We start from the raw sequence: 20,332 nt of genomic DNA, 5'->3' as shown, positions 1-20,332 counted from the left end.
GATGACGTTGATCTGGGTGCCCTTCCAGAAGGCGGTGACGGCCGCGGAGGTGATGGTGATGCCGCGCTCCTTCTCCTGCTCCATCCAGTCGGTGGTCGAGGCGCCGTCGTGCGTCTCGCCGATCTTGTAATTGATGCCCGTGTAGTAAAGGATTCGCTCAGTGACGGTGGTTTTGCCTGCGTCAATGTGCGCCATGATTCCAATGTTGCGGACCTTTCTGAGGTCCGTCAGCACATCTTGTGCCACGTTTTGGCTCTCTTCTATGTTGAGGGATGTAGGCTTCGCGCCGTTCCCGGTGCGTCGTTACCAGCGGTAGTGAGCGAAGGCCCTGTTGGACTCCGCCATTCGGTGAGTGTCTTCGCGGCGCTTGACCGCGGCGCCCAGGCCGTTGGAGGCGTCGAGAATCTCGTTGGCGAGGCGCTCGGTCATGGTCTTCTCGCGGCGCTGCCGGGCGTAGTCGACAAGCCAGCGGAGCGCGAGGGTGGTGGCGCGGCCGGACTTGACCTCGACGGGCACCTGGTAGGTGGCGCCGCCGACGCGGCGGGAGCGGACTTCGAGCGAGGGGCGGATGTTGTCCATCGCGCGTTTGAGGACGGCCAGAGGCTCCTGGCCCGACTTCTCGCCGACGGCCTCAAGGGCGCCGTACACGATGTGCTGGGCCGTCGACTTCTTGCCGTCGAGGAGCACCCGGTTGACGAGCTGAGTGACGAGCGTCGAGCCGTAAACGGGGTCGTTGACCAGGGGGCGCTTGCGAGCGGGACCCTTACGAGGCATTACTTCTTCTCCTTCTTCGCACCGTAGCGGCTGCGGGCCTGCTGGCGGTTCTTGACTCCCTGGGTGTCGAGTGCGCCTCGGACGATCTTGTAGCGCACGCCCGGAAGGTCGCGGACTCGGCCGCCGCGGACGAGGACGATGGAGTGCTCCTGGAGGTTGTGCCCCTCGCCGGGAATGTAGGCCGTGACCTCGATGCCGGAGGACAAACGGACACGGGCCACCTTGCGCAGAGCCGAATTCGGCTTCTTCGGCGTCGTGGTGAAAACGCGGGTGCAGACGCCGCGGCGCTGGGGGCTACCCTTGAGCGCCGGGGTCTTCGACTTCCCGACCTTGCTGCGTCGGCCCCTGCGGACCAGCTGCTGAATTGTGGGCACTATGTTTCTCCTGAAAAAGTTCGTTTGATCGTAAGGTTTCGACGATGACGTCGAGCGCATTCCCAGAGCTGGGACGCATGTCAGTTGACCCACGTATGGCGGGCAACCTAAACAAGATTAGCGGCAAGCAAGTGACGGCGTCAAAGGAAATCGTTCGCCAACTCTGTGATTCCTGCGACGACGACGTCGCCTCTGCGAGCCGCGCTACCGGCTCGCAGAATCGACGCTCCCCGGCTTCGCACGCCCGCACGCGTCCGCGGCGCCGAAGCCCCGTGTCGGCCGAAAGCCCGCGGGCGGCGTTTTGAAGTTTCGCCGCCAATCCCGAGAACGCGGCGCGGGGCGGAAAGCCTTCGCCTCCCGCCCCGCGCGCCTCCCAAGATCAGAAAGCGGTGTATCCGCTGCTCAGATCGAAATCGGGGAAATCGTTGTATCCGAACCCGTCGTCGAAGGCCTCGAGGTCGCGGCGGCTGAATCCGTTGTTCTTCTCGAATTCGACGCGAGCCTCGGGCGTGGGCTCGACCCTGGTGGAACGCAGCTGCTCCAAGCCGGTTCCGGCCGGGATGAGCTTGCCCAGGATGACGTTCTCCTTCAGGCCCGAAAGCGGGTCGCTCTTGGAGTTGAGGGCCGCTTCCGTGAGCACCTTGGTCGTCTCCTGGAAGGAGGCGGCCGAGAGCCACGAATCGGTGGCCAGCGAGGCTTTCGTGATGCCCATGAGCTCGGGGCGTCCGGATGCCGGCTTGCCGCCTTCGGACATGGCCGCGCGATTCTCGTCCTCGAAGATCGAGACGTCCACGAGCTCGCCGGGAAGGAGCTTCGTGGTTCCGGCTTCGAGAATGGTCACGCGGCGAAGCATCTGGCGGACGATGACCTCGATGTGCTTGTCGTGGATCTCCACGCCCTGCGAGCGGTAGACGCTCTGCACCTCGCTCACGATGTGCTCCTGGGCCGCGCGCCTGCCCGTGATGCGCAGCACCTTCTTGGGGTCGACCGACCCCTCGACAAGCTGCTGGCCGACGCTCGCGTGGCCGTCTTCGGGGACGAGGAGCTTGGCGCGCTTGGACACCTGGTAGACGAGGTCGTCGTCGCCGTCGTCGCGCACGATGATGAGGCGGCGGGTGCGTTCTCCGTCCTCGACCTTCAAACGCCCGGCGGACTCGGCGATCGGGGCCTCGCCCTTCGGCGTGCGGGCCTCGAAAAGCTCCTGGACTCGGGGAAGGCCCTGGGTGATGTCGTCCGCGGAAGCCGATCCTCCGGTGTGGAACGTGCGCATCGTCAGCTGCGTTCCGGGCTCGCCGATGGACTGGGCCGCGACGATTCCCACGGCCTCGCCGATGTCGACGAGCTTTCCGGTGGCCATCGAACGCCCATAGCACATGGCGCACGTGCCGATGCGCGATTCGCAGGTCAGGACGGAACGGACCGAGACGTCCGTGACGCCGGCCGCGATGAGCTTTTCGATCGCGACGTCGCCCAGATCGGTGCCCGCGGGGACGATGACGTTGCCCTCGGCGTCCGAGATGTCGCGGGCCAAGGTCCGCGCGTACACCGTCGTGTCGAGCTGCTCGTCGGGAACGAGGACCCCTTCGGAGTCCGCGTGGGCGATGGCCTTCGACAGGCCGCGCCTGGTGCCGCAGTCGCGTTCGCGGACGATGACGTCCTGCGAGACGTCGACGAGGCGCCTCGTGAGGTACCCCGAATCCGCGGTTCGAAGCGCGGTGTCTGCCAGGCCCTTGCGCGCGCCGTGCGTGGCGATGAAGTACTCGAGGACCGACAGGCCCTCGCGATAATTCGACTTGATCGGACGCGGGATGATCGATCCCTTCGGGTCGGCGACGAGCCCTCGCATGCCGGCGATCTGACGGACCTGCTCCCAGTTTCCGCGGGCGCCCGAGGAGACCATCCTGTTGACCGCGTTCATTTCGTCGAAGTTCGAGCGCATCTCCTTCGCGATCTGATCGGTGACGGCCGACCAGAGATCGACGAGGTCGCGGCGCCTGTCCTCGTCCTCGATGCGCCCCGTCAGGAACTGGTGCTCGATTCGCGAAGCGGCCTTCTCGGCCTCGTCGAGGATTTCGGCCTTGGTTCCGGGAACGACCACGTCGGACACGGCGATCGTCGCGCCGGAGCGGCCGGCCCAGTGGAAGCCCGCGGCCTTGAGCGCGTCGAGAGAGGCGCCGACGGCCACCTTTTCATAGCGCTCGGCCAAGGCGTTGACAATGCGTCCGAGGACCTTCTTGTCCACAGCTTCGTTGACGTACGGGAAATCGACCGGGAGCGTCTCGTTGAACGTCGCCCGGCCCAGGCTCGTCTCCAGGGCGACGGGGTCGCCGGCCTGCCAGCCCTCTGGGGCGCTCCAGTCGGCCGGGGGGACGACGTCGCCCTCGAAGCGGATCTTGCACTTCGCGTTGAGGTGCAGCTCCCCCAGATCGTAGGCCATCCGGGCCTCGGCCATGGAGGAGAAGGAACGGCCCTCCCCCGCCAGGCCTTCGCGGATCGACGAAAGGTGGTACAGCCCGATGATCATGTCCTGGGAGGGCATCGTCACGGGCCGCCCGTCGGACGGCTTGAGGATGTTGTTCGAGGAGAGCATGAGAATGCGGGCCTCGGCCTGGGCCTCCACGGACAGCGGCAGATGGACGGCCATCTGGTCCCCGTCGAAGTCGGCGTTGAAGGCCGTGCAGACGAGCGGGTGCAGTCGGATGGCCTTGCCCTCGATCAGCTGCGGCTCGAAGGCCTGGATACCGAGGCGGTGAAGGGTCGGCGCGCGGTTGAGCAGCACCGGGTGCTCCTTGATGACCTCTTCGAGCACGTCCCAGACTTCGGGGCGCTGCCGGTCGATGAGGCGCTTGGCCGCCTTGACGTTCTTGGCGATGTCGAGGTCGACGAGGCGCTTTTGGACGAACGGCTTGAACAGCTCCAAAGCCATGATCGTGGGCAGGCCGCACTGGTGCAGCTTGAGGTCCGGGCCGACGACGATGACCGAACGGCCCGAGTAGTCGACACGCTTGCCCAGCAGGTTCTGGCGGAAACGGCCCTGCTTGCCTTTGAGCATGTCGGAAAGCGACTTGAGCGGGCGGTTGCCGGCGCCCTGGACGGGGCGGCCGCGGCGGCCGTTGTCGAACAGCGCGTCGACGGCCTCCTGGAGCATCCGCTTCTCGTTGTTGACCATGATCTCGGGCGCGCCCAGGTCAAGCATGCGCTTGAGGCGGTTGTTGCGGTTGATCACGCGCCGGTAGAGGTCGTTGAGATCCGAGGTCGCAAAACGTCCGCCGTCGAGCTGGACCATCGGGCGCAGATCCGGCGGGATGACGGGCAGCGCGTCGAGGACCATCGCCGTGGGCTTCGTGCCCGAGTGCAGGAAGGCGTTGACCACCTTGATGCGCTTGAGCGCGCGGGCCTTGCGCTGGGCAGTGCCGCTTTCGATGGCCTCGACGAGCAGGTCGCGCTCGCCCTCCAGGTCGAAGGTTTCGAGCCTGCGCTTGATGGCCTCGGCCCCGCGGAAGGCCTCGAAATAGTCAGAGTAGCGCGACTCCATCTCGCGGTAGAGGTCCTCGTCGCCTTCGAGGTCGCCCACCTTGAGCTTGGAGAAACGCTCCCACACCGTGTCGAGGCGGAGGACGTCGGCCTCCGCGCGCTTGCGGATGCGGGTGAGGTCGGCTTCGGCGGCTCGCTTGATGCGAGACTTCGCCTCGGTCTTCTGGCCCTCGTGTTCGGCTTCCAAAAGGTCGGTTTCGAGCTTCCTCTGGCGGTTTTCGAGGTCGACGGCGAGGGCCTTCTCGATCGCCGTGCGCTCGAGCTCGTACTCGGACTGCAGCGAGGGAAGGTCCTGGCGGCGAGCCTCCTCGTCCACCGAGGTCACCATGTAGGCGGCGAAGTAGATGACCTTTTCGAGGTCCTTGGGGGCGATGTCGAGCAGGTATCCCAAACGCGAGGGAACGCCCTTGAAATACCAAATGTGGGTGACGGGGGCCGCGAGTTCGATGTGGCCCATGCGCTCGCGACGAACCTTGGAGCGCGTGACTTCCACGCCGCAGCGTTCGCACACGATCCCCTTGAATCGCGGGCGCTTGTACTTGCCGCAGGCGCACTCCCAATCGCGCGTGGGGCCGAAGATCCGCTCGCAGAAGAGCCCGTCGCGTTCGGGCTTGAGCGTGCGGTAGTTGATGGTCTCGGGCTTCTTCACCTCGCCGTGCGACCAGGTGCGGACGTCGTCCGAGGTTGCGAGTGAGATGTGGAGCTGGTCGAAACGATTGACGTCGAGCAAAATTCCTACTTCCTAATGAAGCACCAGTGTGTGGCGGCGGGCTGACGGAAGGGGCCGGGCCGGCGCTTGGCCCGGCCTCCCCTTAGAAGTCAGCGCCAGACGTAAGGTCCTCCAGGCCGGTCGGCATAGCGACGGGCTCGAGGGGTTGGAATTGGTCCTCCTCCGTGTCTTGGAGGTTGATGGCCTGCCCCGCGGCGTCGAGGGCTTCGACGTTCAGGCACAGCGAGCGCATCTCCTGGATGAGGACCTTGAAGGACTCGGGGATGCCGGCTTCCGGCACGTTGTCGCCCTTGACGATCGCCTCGTAGACCTTGACGCGGCCAACGGTGTCGTCGGACTTGATCGTCAGCATCTCCTGCAGGGTGTGCGAGGCGCCGTAGGCTTCGAGGGCCCACACCTCCATTTCGCCGAAGCGCTGTCCGCCGAACTGGGCCTTGCCGCCAAGCGGCTGCTGGGTGACCATCGAGTACGGCCCCGTCGAACGGGCGTGGATCTTGTCGTCCACGAGGTGGTGCAGCTTGAGCATGTACATGTAGCCGACAGAGATCGGCTCGGGGAAAGGCTCGCCCGAGCGGCCGTCGAACAGCCTCGCCTTGCCTTCGGCGTTGACGAGGACCTCGCCGTCGCGGTTGGGCAGCGTCGAACCGAGGAGGCCCGAAAGCTCGTCGCCTCGGACGCCGTCGAACACGGGCGTCGCAACGTGCTGGCCCGGCTTGCCCTTGACCGTCGCCTCGGGAAGGCGCTTCGCCCACGCCTCGCCGGCTTCGCGAGCGGCGCTGGCGTCCCACCCTTGGCTGGCGATCCATCCCAGGTGCAGCTCGTAGACCTGGCCGAGGTTCATGCGGCCGGGCACGCCCAGCGGGTTGAGGATGATGTCGACGGGTGTGCCGTCCTCCATGAAAGGCATGTCCTCGACGGGGAGAATTCGCGAGATGACGCCCTTGTTTCCATGGCGTCCCGCCATCTTGTCGCCGATCGTGATCTTGCGGCGCTGGGCGATGTAGACGCGAACCGTCTCGTTGACGTCGGAGGCCAGCTCGTCGTTGTTGTCTTTCGTGAACTGGCGAACGCCGATGACGATTCCCGACTCTCCGTGCGGGACCCGCAGCGAGGTGTCGCGAACTTCTTTGGCCTTCTCGCCGAAGATCGCGCGAAGCAGACGCTCTTCGCTGGTCAGCTCGGTTTCGCCCTTGGGCGTGATCTTGCCGACGAGGATGTCCCCCGCCTGCACTTCCGCGCCAATCCGGATGACGCCGTGCTCGTCAAGGTGCGAAAGCATCTCGTCTGAGACGTTGGGGATGTCCCGGGTGATCTCCTCGGGCCCCAGCTTCGTGTCCCGCGCATCGACCTCGTGCTCCTCGATGTGGATCGAGGTGAGCAGATCGTCCTTGACGCAACGCTCGGAGAGAATGATCGCGTCCTCGTAGTTGAAGCCGTTCCACGTCATGAACGCGACGAGGAGGTTCTGGCCGAGGGCCAGCTCCCCGCCTTCGGTCGCCGGCCCGTCCGCGATGAGCGTCCCGGCCTCCAGCCTGTCCCCGGGGCTGACCACAACCTGCTGGTTGGTGCAGTTTCCGGGGTTGGAGCGGTCGAACTTCGTCAGCTTGTACGTCACATGGCGCCCGTTGTCCTGCTCGACGACGACGGAATCAGCGTCGACCTCCAAAACGACTCCGGGCTCTTTGGCCACGGTGACGTCGCCGGCGTCGACCGCGGATCGCATCTCCATGCCCGTGCCCACGTACGGGGCGGAGGGCCGGATGAGCGGAACGGCCTGGCGCTGCATGTTGGCGCCCATGAGGGCGCGGTTGGCGTCGTCGTGCTCGAGGAAGGGGATCATGGCGGTTCCCACCGAGCACATTTGCCGCGCCGAAACGTCCATGAAGTCGATCTCGTCCACTGGGACGAGCGCGGGCTCGCCTCCCGGCATCCGGCACAGCGCCTCTTCGTCGACGAAGCGGTTGTTCTCATCGAGCGGCACCTCGGCCTGGGCGATGACGGCCTTGTCCTCGTCGTCCGCTTGAAGGTAGACGATCTCGTCCGTGACGACGCCGTTGTTCACCACCCGGTAGGGCGTCTCGATAAAGCCGAAGGGGTTGATGCGCGCGAACGATGCGAGGGACCCGATGAGGCCGATGTTCGGGCCTTCGGGAGTCTCGATCGGGCACATGCGGCCGTAATGGGACGAGTGGACGTCGCGCACTTCCATGCCCGCGCGGTCGCGGGAGAGGCCGCCGGGGCCAAGGGCCGAGAGGCGACGCTTGTGGGTCAGGCCCGCGAGGGGGTTGTTCTGATCCATGAACTGCGAAAGCTGGGAAGTTCCGAAGAACTCCTTGATGGCCGCGACGATGGGCCGGATGTTGATGAGCGAGGACGGAGTGATGGCTTCCGCCTCCTGCGTCGTCATGCGCTCGCGAACCATGCGGTCCAAACGCGAAAGCCCGGTGCGAACCTGATTCTGGATGAGTTCGCCGACGGCGCGAATGCGGCGGTTGCCGAAGTGGTCGATGTCGTCCGTCTCGATTTCCGCTTCGACGCCGCCCTCGCCGCACAGGACCTTTTCATGCCCGGCGTGAAGCGCCAAAAGATAGCGCAGCACGGCCGTGATGTCCGAGATGCCGAGCTGGCGCGACTCGTTGGCGGGGTCGAGGCCGAGCTTCTTGTTGAGCTTGAAGCGGCCGACCTTGGCAGTGTCGTAGCGCTTCGTGTTGAAGTAGAAGTTGTTGAGAAGCGCGCGCCCGGCCTCGGCCGTCGGCGGCTCGCCCGGCCGAAGCTTGCGGTACAGGTCCGTCAAGGCCTCTTCCTGGGTGTGCACGGTGTCTTTCTCGAGCGTCTCGATGAGCGCGGGGAAGTCGCCGAAGATTTCGCGGATCTCCGACTCGCTCATGCCGAGGGCCTTGAGGAAGACCGTCACCGACTGCTTGCGCTTGCGGTCCACGCGCACTCCGACGGCGTCGCGCTTGTCGATCTCGAACTCGAGCCAAGCCCCGCGCGAGGGAATGATCTTGACGTTGAACACGTCTTTGTCGGAGGTTTTGTCGGCGAGCCGTTCATAGTACACGCCCGGCGAGCGCACAAGCTGGGAGACGACGACGCGCTCGGTGCCGTTGATGATGAACGTTCCGCGCTCGGTCATGAGCGGGAAGTCGCCGATGAACGTGGTCTGGCTTTTAATCTCGCCGGTCTCGTAGTTCTGGAATTCTGCTGTCACGTACAGAGGAGCGGCGTACGTCAGATCGCGCTCGCGACATTCGGCGATGGAGTACTTGGGATCCTCCAGATGCGGGGAGGAAAGCACGAGCCCCATGGTCTGGGCTGCGTTTTCAATGGGCGAAATCTCTTCGAAGATCTCCTCGAGGCCGGATTGGGAACCGGGGTTCCGCGAGGTCCACTGCTCGGAGCCGACGAGCCAACCGAAACTGTCGGTCTGCAGGCCCAGGAGATTCGGGAGTTGAAGAGGCTCGTGAATCTTGGCAAAGGAAACGCGGTCAACGACCGGCTTTCCATTGCGTGCGGAGAGCGAATAGGTGCGCGAAGCAGCCAAAGGGGTTCCTTCCCTGACGTTGGTAAGGCGGTCGCATCCGGGTATTTCCAATAGTTTCCAAGCTTTGAGGGCCTTCTGGACACACTGGTAGTTACACGAAGCAAATACCTACAATACACCAAATGGCAGGCGCGCGCCACAGCGCGCCCTGTGGAAGGCGTCACTGAACAACTGCGTTCGGAAAAACTGTCCCACACCCGAGCGCGATGTGCAAGTGCGACGCGGTCCAAGCGGCGATCGGGCTCTCGGCGATCGGATTCGCGGAGATCGGTCTCGCACCTCGTTCGTCCGAGAATCGGAGCGCTGTTGCCGGGGGCCACCCGGCCCCCTCTTTGCGGCGCCGTTTGCGGGTCGATGTCGACGCGGCAGGCGAGGGCCGACGTCGTCAGACTCTCGGGCAAAGAGCCGTTCACGAGCCAGTCAACGGAGTTTGACCGCCAATCGACGCCGCCCATAGACCATCCGACGCAGTTCGCTGGACAACGCCACCGTCAACGGCAATTGAAGAAGCAGGGCGATTAAAATGACCTGAAGCTGCTATTTAGGGAATTTTGACGATTAATCGTCATGAAAAGTTCCTGCGTGGATTATAAGCTCCACTTTTGATCGTCATAATTTGCAAAGAACTTTCATATCGAGGGCCTCTTCTTAATCTCTATAGACGGACAACAATGTTTGAGAACGTGAGATAGCCATATAAAGTCTTTACTTCCGAAAAACTGCTACACATCCAGTTGCCCCCGCCTCCGAGCAAACTTGTAACTGAACCTACAGCAAGCGTTTCCAACAAAATGATTCCAAATAGAATAAAGCAATGGAAGATCAATTCTATTCAGTTGAAGAACAATAGAGTTAAAACATAGGAACTTAAAACCGACCGCAATTGACCAGGAGCGCGAAACGAGCGAGAGCGATTACAGCCCGCCTCACGCTGAAATCAAAGCAAGGTTGGCCAACAGGTTGCAACCAATAACGAGGCGGCCTAGGGCCCAAGTAACCTTGAGTCCTAGGCCGCCTTCAGGCCCAAGTCGCTTGGATGAGCTCCAAGCCAACCGCTTTAAGCCGCCCGCGTCACTTCACGGTGACGGACGCGCCGGCGCCCTCGAGCTGCTCCTTGGCCTTGTTCGCGGCCTCCTTGTCGACGCCCTCCAGGACGGCCTTGGGAGCCGAATCGACGAGGTCCTTGGCCTCCTTGAGGCCGAGGGAGGTGAGGGCGCGAACTTCCTTGATGACCGCAACCTTCTTGTCGCCGGCAGCCTCGAGAACGACGTCGAACGAGTCCTTCTCCTCTTCTGCGGCGGCGGCTTCTCCACCGGCGGCCGGGGCCGCGGCGACGGCGGCGACGGGAGCCGCGGCGGTGACGTCGAACTCCTCTTCGAACGCCTTGACGAAGTCGTTGAGCTCGACGAGGGTGAGCTCCTTGAATGCAGCAATGAGCTCTTCGGTGGTGAGCTTAGCCATGATGGCCTTCCTTCCTGATGCCTGCTACGCGAGCAGATGTATCTGTTGATTGCGCGGCGCCCGGTCAGGCAGCCGCTTCTTCTTTCGCGCGCAGCGCGTCGATGGTGCGCACCGTCTTTGAGACGGGCGCCTGGAAAACGTATGCCGCCTGGAACAGAGCAGCCTTGAGCACGCCTGCGGCCTTGCTGAGGAGCACCTCGCGAGACTCGAGATCGGCAAGCTTCTTGACGTCGTCCTCCGAGAGCAGGTTGCCCTCAAGGACTCCGCCCTTGACGAGGAGTGCCGGATTGTCCTTGGCGAAATCGCGAATGGCCTTGGCTGTGTCGGCGATTTCACCGGTGACGAAGGCGAATGCGGTGGGTCCGGTCAGAAGGTCGTCAAGGCCCTCGATCCCGGCTTCCCTGGCCGCAATTTTTGCCAGCGTGTTCTTGGCGACCTTGAACTGAGCGTTGGCGCCGATCGCGCGACGCAGCGTCTTGAGCTGCATCACGGTCAGGCCGCGGTATTCAGTGAGCAGCACGGCGTCCGAGCTCTCAAACTTCTCCTTGAGCTCGGCAATGGCTGCTGACTTGTCGGTCCGTGCCATAGGGCCTCCCTTCGGTCGTCTGCCGCAAGTGTCTGAACATGCAAAAACCCCGCGCAGGCGCACGGGGCTGGAAGGTCCTCGTTGTCTCACCTGCGCCGGCCTCTTGCGAGTTTCGTCCCGTTTGGCGACGGGCAACCTGCGGTCTTTGGCGTCGCTTAGTTTATTGGAAACATTTCCGATGCGCAAACCGTATAGGCCTCGGCCGCGCGGCCGCTTGCGTTGACCGCATCCATGCGGCTGCGCACCTCCCTGCCACCCCCGCCACGGCCGATCGCCGTTCTTAGGCTCCTCTCGGCAGACTGCCGCGCCTTCGGCGAATCGCCACGCCCACCCGGCCTCAGCCGATCGCCCTCTCGACCTTGTTGATGAGCATGTCGAGCGCAACGAGGTTGTGCCCTCCGTTGGGAACGATGATGTCCGCATTGCGCTTCGACGGCTCCACATAGAGCTCGTGCATGGGCTTGACCGTCGTCAGGTACTGACGCTCCACGGATTCGAGCGTCCGCCCGCGTTCGACGACGTCGCGCTTGATGCGCCGGAGGATTCTCACGTCGGCGTCGGTGTCGACGAAGATTTTGATGTCGAGCAGTTCGCATATTTCGGGCGCGGCGTATATGAGGATTCCCTCGACCACGATGATCGGCGCGGGCTCGATCCGCCTGGTTCTATCTGACCGGTTGTAGCTGGAGTAGTCGTAAACCGGACACTCAACGGACTGCCCCGCGGCGAGTCGGCGAAGATGCTCGACCATCAGATCGTTGTCGAATGCGTCCGGGTGATCGTAGTTGAGCAGGCACCGTTCCTCGTAGGCGAGGTCGTCGTGGGCCTTGTAGTAGTTGTCGTGGAAAACGACGGAGGACTTGCCGGGAAACCGCTCCACAAGCTTCCTCGTCAGGGTGGTTTTTCCGCTTCCCGTGCCTCCGGCAACGCCCACTGTCAGCGTGGCCATCACGCGTCCTTCCCTCCGTGTGCTCCCGATGTGCTTCGCAACTACGGTACGCGTCGGAACCCCCGCACCCTAATCCGCGCCGACGCCGCACGCCGTTCTTCTCTCCCCCGCCGATTCGCCCTCTGCCCCGCCGATTGGCCCTCCGCCCCGCCGATTCCCCCTGCCCGTCGTCGAATCGGCCTCTCCCCCGTCGTCGGCTCAAACCTGCGGGACCTTGGCCATTGCGACCCCGAAGGCCATGAAGACGCACCCCGCGATAGCGAAAAGGAAGAGCCACTTCGATCGCTTTCCGTTGCACAGCACGGCCGCGAGCGCGCAGTGCAGGGCTACCGTGCTCATGGCGTACCTTCCGGAAACGACGTCGAAGTAACCGCTCGTCGTCATGATTTCGCGCACCTGCACGACCAGAGCCGTCACGAACGGCGATATGGCCGTACTCAAAATGAGGCCGCGCCTGTCCACCGCCTTCCACATGCAGACGACCGAAACGATCAGAAGGACGATGTAGAAAATGTAGAGAATGCCTGCCCACGCGAACGTCGCGCCGGATTTCAGGCCGGGCTGCAGGTAGAAGTCGGTGCGCGGATCGGTCAGCCCGTAGGCGTCGATGAGGGTGGGAACCACGTAGTGCAGCGCGCTGTCTTTCAACTTGATCGTCGACAGCCCGTCGATTGCCGGAATGTATCCGGGGGGCGTGCGCACCCCTTGGAACTGGTTCCAGAACAGGTAGGGAACCGCCGCCGCTCCCACTGTCGCGCCGAAGATTCTGCTCAAGTCCTGCCTGTCGTCGGCCAGCAGGCCGAAGACTTTCGGCATAAAGCATGCGAGCAGCACGACGCCGGCGACGGCCAGCATAGCCCCCAGCGACACCACCCGGAATGAGGAGACGATGAAGGCCAGGAAGGCGGGGACCCCCCAGCCGAGCTTGTATCGGGCGAATATTCGCGCGCCCGCCCAGACGGCTGCGTCGCCCGCGAGAAGTGTGATCGCGTCGTTGTGGACTATCGCGGACGACGCCGCGATGGCCGGCGTCGTCAAGGCCAGAAGCGCCCCGGAGAATGCGGCGAGGCGATTGACTCTCCACGCCCTGACGGCGAGAAAGAGGCCGGCGACGCCGAGGGCGACGAATCCCGCGGACACCAGCCTGGCTCCGGTCACGAAATCGACGCCTGTGAGCTCGGAGATCGTCTGGCCGCCGAGCCCCGCTGCGAAGAAATAGGTGGGCGGATGGAATGCGTTGTAGTTTTCGCCCTTAAACGGCCACGACGTCGCGGGCGCGCCCTTGTAGATCGATCCGCATTCGGGCGGTCTGACGTCGCGGATTCCGCCTTCCATTCCACGGCAGGACCAGTCCTCCAGAGTTTGCGCGGCCAGAGGCTCTCCCTGAATCGGGATGTGGCCGACCGCAACCTTGCGGGCGTAATCGATGTATGTCCATTCGTCGTACCGACTGATCTGCGTGCCCTCGCTGACCGCTACAAGGCTCCACCCGAACGATATGCAGATGAGCAGAAAGGCTAAGACGCCGTCCCGTCTGAAGAACGAGATCGCCCCATGCGCAGCTCGACGAGCGACGCCCTTCTCAGTCTCGCGGATCACGAGTCAAGGGTAGGCGATGAAGCGCCTGCGCACATCATCTTTTATCGAATCCCACAGAGTGCCGTCCATCGGCATATTCGACGAACGATTCCCGTCTTCCTGTTAGATCGCCATTTTCCTCACGGGGGCCGTGAACCCTGTTTCGGCATGGCCGGAAAGCTCTGCCGTGAAGCCTCAGCGACAGAAGCGTCGTGCCTAGCGGATCGGGTTAGCCGGTTGCACCGTCGAGGCACTCGATAAACCTCTTCAGCGCAGGCGCTTGTAACTGCGGCTCGCTCCTGGGCATCGGAGCGGGCGGAGACCTACTCGGCAGGTTTTTCGCGAGGCGACTTCGGTTTGGGGATCGAAAGGAAGGCGACCGCAAAGAAAGCCAATGCGGCGTTAATGAGCGTGCTTCGCCCCTGCCGAGCCTCCTTGCAGGCCTCATGGATGGTCGGTGCCACCACGTCATCTTCAGGTCGCACGCTCGTGTTGGCCCCTTCTACATACTTTTTGATTTTCTGGGGGCTCTCGACATCGAACCTCCCGGTCATCAGATAGAAATCGCCCAGGAAATTCCAGCCAACCGAGTGGCATCCACGATAGCTGTTGTCGCTCCCACCGGCTTGGATCGTGGGTGGGACGAAAAATAGCCATAGGAAGACGACGAAGGCCGTGAGCGCCACGAGCGACCGAGTAATCAGGTATGTCGATCTAGACAATTCGGTTTCCTTTCATTTTGTGCCTATTGCCTGTACGCGGTTCGGCCTTCTTCGACCACGGATCGGTCCGATTGCTCCTGACGCCCTGTGCCATTTGGTCAAGTCTGGCCTTCGTATCGGTATCCTGCTCCGCGATGGCCTCGGCAGCAAGCTCGGGCAGGTCGAACTAGTTTGATTCCGTCCCTTGCCTGAAATCCGTTTCGTTCCTGTCGCCTAAGGCCGTGTCCCTTTCCTCTGTCATAAAAGCGGCATTCTCTCCTCCGGCAGCGGCCTTTTGCTCCGCGCCGCTAGACGTCTCACGGGTTCCTGCGCCGTTGCGCGACCTTCGCGGCTTGGGCACCGATAAGAACACGACGGCGAAGAAGATCGAGGCAACGATGATGACAATCCCACGCTCATGACGCGCCTTATTGCATTGCCTCTGAATATTCCGTCTGATCTCGTCATTGACCTCCATCCTGTACGAAAGACCACCGTCCAAGTACTTCTGAATCTCTTCGGTGCTCTCGACGTCGAAAAGGTCTTGTGTCAGAGGATACAAGTCTTTGTTGAAGTCCGAGCCAACGGCGTGGCACGAGGAGTACACGTTGCCGCCAACTCCGCCCTGGATCGGAGGAGGCGTGAAAAAAGATGACGAACCGTAAAGAACGCCACAAGCGCCACGAGCACTCTGATCCCGATGTAAATGCCCTTATACAATTTGGTTTCCTTTCACAGTCCCGACGAACGCGATGGCACAATATCGACACTCAATAGAGACCATCTCAAACACCTTGGTTCCCTCCAACGTCGTTTTGAGAAACGAAGCCGTCCTTGTTCTTTAGCGCGCCCATGAAATCACCACGATCCCTTGTACCCGTAGAAGAAGCAGGCAGAGTTGCATTTCATGAACGTCATAGCCGCTCCTGAGCGAAAAATCCCGTCTTCTTGCGTGACTCAGTCTTTCCGTGTGCCAATCTTTCGATCGGCCAAGATCAAAATATCATCGACGAAACAGAGCTTCAAGACCAACTCAAGATTAGAGAAACCGTTCAGAGGGGCTGCAATAAAGAGCAGGCGAAATGGTCTCCTAAAGACCGGGCGACAAAGGTTCCCTAAGAATCAGACGATGCAGATTCCAAAGGACTGGCTCCCAAGGAACAGGCGGAGCAGGTTCTTGCGACCCTTGCTTGGCGTCGCCACGGCTACGCAGACCGTTGTTGACAGACGGCTTTGCGGCGCACGACGATTGAAAGGATGCATGCAGCGAATCGGGAAGGATAAAACATGAACGACGTCGATATCCCAGGAAGCGGAACCTTGGCGACACTGCCTGCCTTGGAGAACCTGGAACTGCTGGCGCCCCCGACGGCGGCCGCCCTTCAGGCGATCGCGGCGACCCACCCAAATCTGGCGTCAAAGGTCCGGGTGGCCGAGATCGACCCAGAGCTCGCCGACACCGAAACGATGACAGAGGCGTTCGGCATGGACCTCGCCCTGTCGTCGAACTGCATCCTCGTCGCCGGGAAACGAGCCGGCGAAGAGAGAATCGCTGCGTGCGTCGTCCGCGCCACGACCAACGCCGACGTCAACCACACCGTGAAGAGGACCCTTGACGTGCGCAAAGCTTCCTTCTGGCCGCAGGAGCGGGCGGTGGAAGCTTCGGGGATGGAGTACGGAGGAATCACCCCGGTGGGAGTGCCGGCGTCGTGGCGCCTGCTCATCGACTCGCGCTGTGCCGAAGGCTGGTCATGCATCGGCTCGGGGCTGCGCCGTTCGAAGCTCTTTGTCCCCGATGGATTCCTCGCCGCACTCCCGGGGGCGGAAGTCATTGAGGGTCTTGCCGTCGAATAGCCCGAGGACCCAGCCAAGCAGCCCGGCTCGACGATCCAACCGACTCGCCGTCGGCCTCCGTTTATTTCCCTGTGTCATGGGAATTTTCAACGTTCCGAGCGTTGAGCCTCCTGGGAGAACATAGCCGCCGTCCTCCCACACAGCCATAAAATAAGTGAAAACCCCGCCAATCAATGTGATTGGCGGGGTTTTCGCTCGCTTACGCAATATGAAATCAGGACGGGTCTTCCGACGTGAGATTGCGGGTCTTGCTCGTGTCGAGCGGAATGCCCGGCCCCATCGTGGTCGCAACCGTGCCCTTGAGCAGGTAGCGGCCCTTCGACGTCGAGGGCTTGAGGCGAAGGACCTCCTCCTGGGCCGCCGCATAATTCTCGACGAGCTGCTCGGGGGTGAAAGACGCCTTGCCGACGACGAAGGAAAGGTTTCCGTTCTTGTCCACGCGGAACTCGATCCGGCCGCCCTTGATGTCCGAAACTGCCTTGGCGACGTCCATCGTCACGGTGCCCGTCTTCGGGTTGGGCATGAGGCCGCGAGGGCCGAGAACGCGGCCGAGGCGGCCGACCTTGCCCATGAGGTCAGGGGTCGCGACGGCGGCGTCGAAATCGGTGTAGCCGCCTGCGACCTTCTCGATCAGCTCGTCGCCGCCGACTTCGTCGGCTCCGGCGTCGATAGCCTCCTGCGCACGCGGACCGACGGCGAAGACGAGGACCCTGGCGGTCTTGCCGGTGCCGTGCGGAAGGTTGACGGTTCCACGGACCATCTGGTCGGCCTTGCGGGGGTCGACTCCAAGGCGGAACGCGACCTCGACGGTCGCGTCGAACTTCGTGGTAGACGTCTCCTTCGCGAGGCGCATTGCCTCGAGGGGGCTGTAGAGGACGCCGTCAGCGATCTTCTGAGCGGCGTTGCGGTAGTTCTTAGAGCGCTTTGCCATTGACTGTTCTCCTTAATGAGCAGTTTGTGGTCATGGGGCCCGCGCAGGCCCTTCCACGATCCGTTCGCGGCGCTTGCACGTGCACGCGCCGGGAAGCGATCAGATCTCGTCGCTGGTGATTCCCATGGAACGAGCGGTTCCCGCGATGATGCGGGCGGCGTTGTCGAGGTCGTTGGCGTTGAGGTCCGGCTCCTTCGTCTTGGCGATTTCGCGGAGCTGATCGGCCGTCAGATGCCCGACCTTGTTGCTGTGAGGCGTAGACGATCCCTTGGCCACGCCAGCGGCCTTCTTGATGAGCTCGGCGGCCGGAGGCGTCTTCGTCACAAAGGTGAAGGAGCGGTCCTCGTAAACGGTGATCTCGACGGGGATCACGTTGCCGCGCTGGGATTCTGTGGCGGCGTTGTAGGCCTTGCAGAACTCCATGATGTTGACGCCGTGCTGGCCCAGAGCTGGGCCGATCGGCGGAGCAGGCGTCGCCGCCCCAGCCTGAATCTGGAGCTTGATGTAACCTGCAACCTTCTTCTTGGGAGGCATATAGGGTCCTTTCTTGTCAATCGCCGCAATGGCAGAAGCGGCGACCATCTGTCAACGTTACGCGCGAATCACGCCAGGCTCAATTCTGCCTGGCGTGATCTTGAACGAATTTCAGTCGTCTTTGCGCACCTGGTTGAACGAAAGCTCGACGGGGGTTTCCTGGCCGACGAGGGTCATGAGCACCGTGAGCCGCTGGTTGGCTGCGTCGACTTCGGAAACGGTGGCCGGCATTCCCGCCCACGGCTCCGAGGTCAAAGTGACGGCGTCGCCGACCGCGTACGGAGAAAGGGTGGCCGGCGTCGGACTTGCGGCCTTTCCGGCGGCGACAGCCTCGGCCGCGGCCTCCGCCTCGATCACCGGGGTGAGCATCGAGACGACCTCATTCTCGGAAAGCGCGACCGGCGTGCGGCCGTTGCCGACAAATCCCGTCACTCCGTTGGTCGATTGCACCACTCGCCACGAATCGTCCGTCAGATCCATGCGAATGAGCACGTAGCCCGGCATGCGCACCCGGGAGACGAGCTTTCGCTGACCCCGGCGGATCTCAAAGACCTCCTCCATGGGGACCTCGATCTGGAAGATGTAATCCTCCATGTTCATCGAGTGCATGCGCACCTCGAGGTCTTGCTTGACGCGCTTCTCGTAACCCGAATAGGTGTGAAGGACGTACCAACGCCCGTCGAGGCCTTTGAGCTTGTCGCGCACTTCGTCCTCGGTCACGAGGTTTGCGCGGGCCTCCTCCACGGCCTTCGCGGCTTCTTCCTCCTCCGAGAGCAGAGGATCGCCGGAAGGCCCGGGAGCAGGCTCCCCCGTCTGATCGTGTGCCGGTCCGACGTCGCCGGAGGGATCGGAACGCCCCTCGCCGGAATCGAACCGAAGCTCTTCGACGCCGGCTTCCGACGCATCGGCAACGGGCTCAAAGATATCGTCAGCCACGCTTTACTGCTTTCTACTCGTTTGTCCGAACGGCCAAGACTACCCGAAGACCCAGAAGGTCAGGCGGCCGAATCCAAGGTCAAGAAGGCCGACGACGATCATGATGATTGCCACAAAGGCAAGAACCGTCGAGAACATCTGCCCGAGCTCTTCGCGGGTGGGCCGCTGAACCTTCTTCAGCTCGGCGAAGATTTGGCGAATGAACAGGGCGATCCGCGCGAAGACGTTGCGCCTCTTTTTCTCATCGGAGGCCTTGCCCTTGGCTCCTTTGGCCTTCGATGCGCTTGCTGCAGTCACGTGGCGTCCTTCACTCGTCGTGCAATGGAATAAAGGCGGCCCATGGACACATGAGCCGCCTTGCAGGGTAGGAGGGATTCGAACCCCCAACCGCCGGTTTTGGAGACCGATGCGCTACCATTGCGCCACTACCCTTCGGCTGTTCGCTCCTGACATTATGCCTTATGTCAATGGCGTAGTGCCACCAATCTGGAGACAACTCACAAAATTGTACACCTTCGCCCGCTCCGCGTCATCCGTCTGCCCGAATCGCAACGCCCGAGCCGCCGGGCACGGCGCCAAGCCGCTTCTCACGCGGCCCGATTGGGCCCTTTTCGAGCCCGCCGCACGGGTGCGGGGCAGGCTACTTGAGAACGATCGGGAGCATCGTCTCGAGGGAGCCCGCCGCACGGGTGCGGGGCAGGCTGTCTTCCCGGCGCATCGCGCCCTCGCCGTCCGACGGCGCCGCGCCTTCGATCTCACAGCGCTGAAACGCGGACCGGCGCGCGCGACGGGGACGAAACGTGCAACCATGGACACATGAGCAATGACAGAACCCGCCGAGTATCGGCACGCCTCGCCGCCATCCAAGAGTCCGCGACTCTCGCCGTGGACGCCAAAGCCAAGGCCCTCAAGGCGGCAGGGCGTCCCGTCATCGGCTTCGGGGCAGGAGAGCCTAACTTCCCGACGCCCGAGTTCATCGTCGAAGCCGCCGTCGAAGCCGCCCGCGATCCCAAAAACCACAAGTACACGCCGGCCAAAGGCCTTCCCGAGCTGCGCGAGGCCATCGCGGCGAAGACCCTCCGCGACTCGGGCAACGCCGTCGACCCGAACGACGTCATCGTGACGAACGGCGGCAAGCAGGCCGTCTTCCAGGCTTTCGCCGCCCTTGTCGACGACGGCGACGAGGTGCTCCTGCCCGCGCCGTACTGGACGACCTACCCCGAGGCGATCCGCTTGGCCGGCGGCGTTCCCGTCGAAGTCTTCGCCGGGGCCGACGCCGAGTACAAGGCAAGCGTCGAACAGCTAGAAGCCGCACGGACGGACAAGACCAAGGCCCTGCTTCTATGCTCGCCGTCCAATCCGACAGGATCGGTCTATTCCCCCGAGGAAATCCGGGCGATCGGGCAATGGGCCCTCGAATCCGGGATTTGGGTGATTTCGGACGAGATCTACGAGCATCTCGTCTACGACGGCACGCCCATGAGCTACATCTTGGGCGAGGTGCCCGAGCTCGCCGACCGCGCCGTCATCCTCAACGGGGTCGCGAAGACCTACGCCATGACGGGTTGGCGGGTCGGCTGGATGTACGGCCCGTCCGACGTGATCAAGGCCGCGACGAACTTCCAGTCCCATGCCACCTCCAACGTCGCGAACGTCTCGCAGCGGGCTGCGCTGGCGGCGCTCGCGGGGCCGCAGGCCGTGGTGGCCCAGATGCGTGAGGCGTTCGACCGTCGGCGTCGAAAGATGGTCGAGATGCTCAGCGCAATCGACGGCTTCGCCGTCCCCGAGCCGAAGGGCGCCTTCTACGTCTACCCCAACGTCAAGGCTGTGCTCGGCCGCGACGTCA

17 protein-coding genes and 1 tRNA gene are annotated in these 20,332 nt (G+C 63.0%); 2 read left to right on the top strand and 16 right to left on the bottom strand.

The features are described from left to right. The 11 genes from ACO48X_RS05550 to ACO48X_RS05500 all read right to left on the bottom strand — a co-directional run. On the bottom strand, nucleotides 1–246 hold a 246-nt coding region (locus ACO48X_RS05550), incomplete at its 3' end, for a GTP-binding protein (protein ID WP_485001124.1). A gap of 57 nt (nucleotides 247–303) precedes the next feature. Further along, on the bottom strand, nucleotides 304–774 hold the full coding sequence (rpsG, locus tag ACO48X_RS05545; protein ID WP_485001123.1) for a 30S ribosomal protein S7: 471 nt from the start codon (nucleotides 772–774) through the stop codon (nucleotides 304–306). Then, nucleotides 774–1,148 carry a 30S ribosomal protein S12 gene (gene rpsL, locus ACO48X_RS05540; RefSeq protein ID WP_485001122.1) on the bottom strand — a complete coding sequence of 125 codons (375 nt, stop codon included), beginning with the start codon at nucleotides 1,146–1,148 and terminating at the stop codon, nucleotides 774–776. The genes rpsG and rpsL overlap by 1 nt, the downstream gene beginning before the upstream one ends. A gap of 379 nt (nucleotides 1,149–1,527) precedes the next feature. Then, complete coding sequence (locus ACO48X_RS05535; RefSeq protein ID WP_485001121.1) at nucleotides 1,528–5,412, bottom strand: DNA-directed RNA polymerase subunit beta'; 3,885 nt, start codon at nucleotides 5,410–5,412, stop codon at nucleotides 1,528–1,530. A gap of 82 nt (nucleotides 5,413–5,494) precedes the next feature. Next, nucleotides 5,495–8,956 (bottom strand): DNA-directed RNA polymerase subunit beta, encoded by a 3,462-nt coding sequence (rpoB, locus tag ACO48X_RS05530; RefSeq protein WP_485001120.1) that lies wholly within the window; start codon nucleotides 8,954–8,956, stop codon nucleotides 5,495–5,497. Between the two features lie 1,071 nt (nucleotides 8,957–10,027). Continuing rightward, the gene (gene rplL, locus ACO48X_RS05525) at nucleotides 10,028–10,417 is read right to left on the bottom strand and encodes a 50S ribosomal protein L7/L12 (protein ID WP_484990343.1); all 390 of its coding nucleotides are present in this window, start codon (nucleotides 10,415–10,417) and stop codon (nucleotides 10,028–10,030) included. Nucleotides 10,418–10,481: 64 nt separating this feature from the next. Next, the gene (gene rplJ / locus ACO48X_RS05520) at nucleotides 10,482–11,003 is read right to left on the bottom strand and encodes a 50S ribosomal protein L10 (protein WP_485001119.1); all 522 of its coding nucleotides are present in this window, start codon (nucleotides 11,001–11,003) and stop codon (nucleotides 10,482–10,484) included. 337 nt (nucleotides 11,004–11,340) lie between these two features. Next, entirely contained in the window at nucleotides 11,341–11,952 is a 612-nt protein-coding gene (gene udk, locus ACO48X_RS05515; protein WP_485001118.1) for a uridine kinase, read from the bottom strand. 198 nt (nucleotides 11,953–12,150) lie between these two features. After that, nucleotides 12,151–13,551 (bottom strand): hypothetical protein, encoded by a 1,401-nt coding sequence (locus ACO48X_RS05510; RefSeq protein ID WP_485001117.1) that lies wholly within the window; start codon nucleotides 13,549–13,551, stop codon nucleotides 12,151–12,153. Between the two features lie 302 nt (nucleotides 13,552–13,853). Then, nucleotides 13,854–14,216: a mesoderm induction early response protein 1 gene (locus ACO48X_RS05505; protein WP_484990338.1), complete on the bottom strand. Its 363-nt coding sequence runs from the start codon at nucleotides 14,214–14,216 to the stop codon at nucleotides 13,854–13,856. Between the two features lie 202 nt (nucleotides 14,217–14,418). Further along, entirely contained in the window at nucleotides 14,419–14,838 is a 420-nt protein-coding gene (locus tag ACO48X_RS05500; protein ID WP_485001116.1) for a mesoderm induction early response protein 1, read from the bottom strand. Nucleotides 14,839–15,518: 680 nt separating this feature from the next. On the opposite strand from ACO48X_RS05500, the gene ACO48X_RS05495 reads away from it, so the two are divergent. Continuing rightward, a complete protein-coding gene (locus ACO48X_RS05495) occupies nucleotides 15,519–16,085 on the top strand; it encodes a YbaK/EbsC family protein (protein ID WP_485001115.1) in 567 nt (188 codons plus the stop codon). 214 nt (nucleotides 16,086–16,299) lie between these two features. Here the strand turns inward: ACO48X_RS05495 and rplA are convergent, their stop codons facing one another. The 5 genes from rplA to ACO48X_RS05470 all read right to left on the bottom strand — a co-directional run bounded on the left by rplA (nucleotide 16,300) and on the right by ACO48X_RS05470 (nucleotide 18,918). Then, nucleotides 16,300–17,016, bottom strand: coding sequence for a 50S ribosomal protein L1 (rplA, locus tag ACO48X_RS05490; protein WP_009199284.1), 717 nt, complete (start codon nucleotides 17,014–17,016; stop codon nucleotides 16,300–16,302). Between the two features lie 99 nt (nucleotides 17,017–17,115). Beyond that, nucleotides 17,116–17,550: a 50S ribosomal protein L11 gene (gene rplK, locus ACO48X_RS05485; RefSeq protein ID WP_485001114.1), complete on the bottom strand. Its 435-nt coding sequence runs from the start codon at nucleotides 17,548–17,550 to the stop codon at nucleotides 17,116–17,118. A 111-nt stretch (nucleotides 17,551–17,661) separates the two neighbouring features. Then, the gene (nusG, locus tag ACO48X_RS05480; protein ID WP_485001113.1) at nucleotides 17,662–18,486 is read right to left on the bottom strand and encodes a transcription termination/antitermination protein NusG; all 825 of its coding nucleotides are present in this window, start codon (nucleotides 18,484–18,486) and stop codon (nucleotides 17,662–17,664) included. Nucleotides 18,487–18,525: 39 nt separating this feature from the next. Next, nucleotides 18,526–18,783 (bottom strand): preprotein translocase subunit SecE, encoded by a 258-nt coding sequence (secE, locus tag ACO48X_RS05475; RefSeq protein ID WP_009199287.1) that lies wholly within the window; start codon nucleotides 18,781–18,783, stop codon nucleotides 18,526–18,528. 63 nt (nucleotides 18,784–18,846) lie between these two features. Continuing rightward, a tRNA-Trp gene (locus ACO48X_RS05470) sits at nucleotides 18,847–18,918 on the bottom strand. A gap of 384 nt (nucleotides 18,919–19,302) precedes the next feature. Here ACO48X_RS05470 and ACO48X_RS05465 point away from each other — a divergent pair. Beyond that, on the top strand, nucleotides 19,303–20,332 hold a 1,030-nt coding region (locus ACO48X_RS05465), incomplete at its 3' end, for a pyridoxal phosphate-dependent aminotransferase (RefSeq protein WP_485001112.1).

It is taken from the genome of Peptidiphaga sp., assembly GCF_057238965.1.
The sequence above is the reverse complement of the archived record's forward strand: the minus strand, read 5'-3'. Positions and strand labels throughout refer to the sequence as shown.

Excerpts from the sequence above, each read along its gene's own strand:
- rpsG (WP_485001123.1), bottom strand. The coding sequence starts at position 774 with ATGCCTCGTAAGGGTCCCGCTCGCAAGCGCCCCCTGGTCAACGACCCC.
- rplL (WP_484990343.1), bottom strand. The coding sequence starts at position 10,417 with ATGGCTAAGCTCACCACCGAAGAGCTCATTGCTGCATTCAAGGAGCTC.
- rplJ (WP_485001119.1), bottom strand. The coding sequence starts at position 11,003 with ATGGCACGGACCGACAAGTCAGCAGCCATTGCCGAGCTCAAGGAGAAG.
- udk (WP_485001118.1), bottom strand. The coding sequence starts at position 11,952 with ATGGCCACGCTGACAGTGGGCGTTGCCGGAGGCACGGGAAGCGGAAAA.
- ACO48X_RS05495 (WP_485001115.1), top strand. The coding sequence starts at position 15,519 with ATGAACGACGTCGATATCCCAGGAAGCGGAACCTTGGCGACACTGCCT.
- rplA (WP_009199284.1), bottom strand. The coding sequence starts at position 17,016 with ATGGCAAAGCGCTCTAAGAACTACCGCAACGCCGCTCAGAAGATCGCT.
- rplK (WP_485001114.1), bottom strand. The coding sequence starts at position 17,550 with ATGCCTCCCAAGAAGAAGGTTGCAGGTTACATCAAGCTCCAGATTCAG.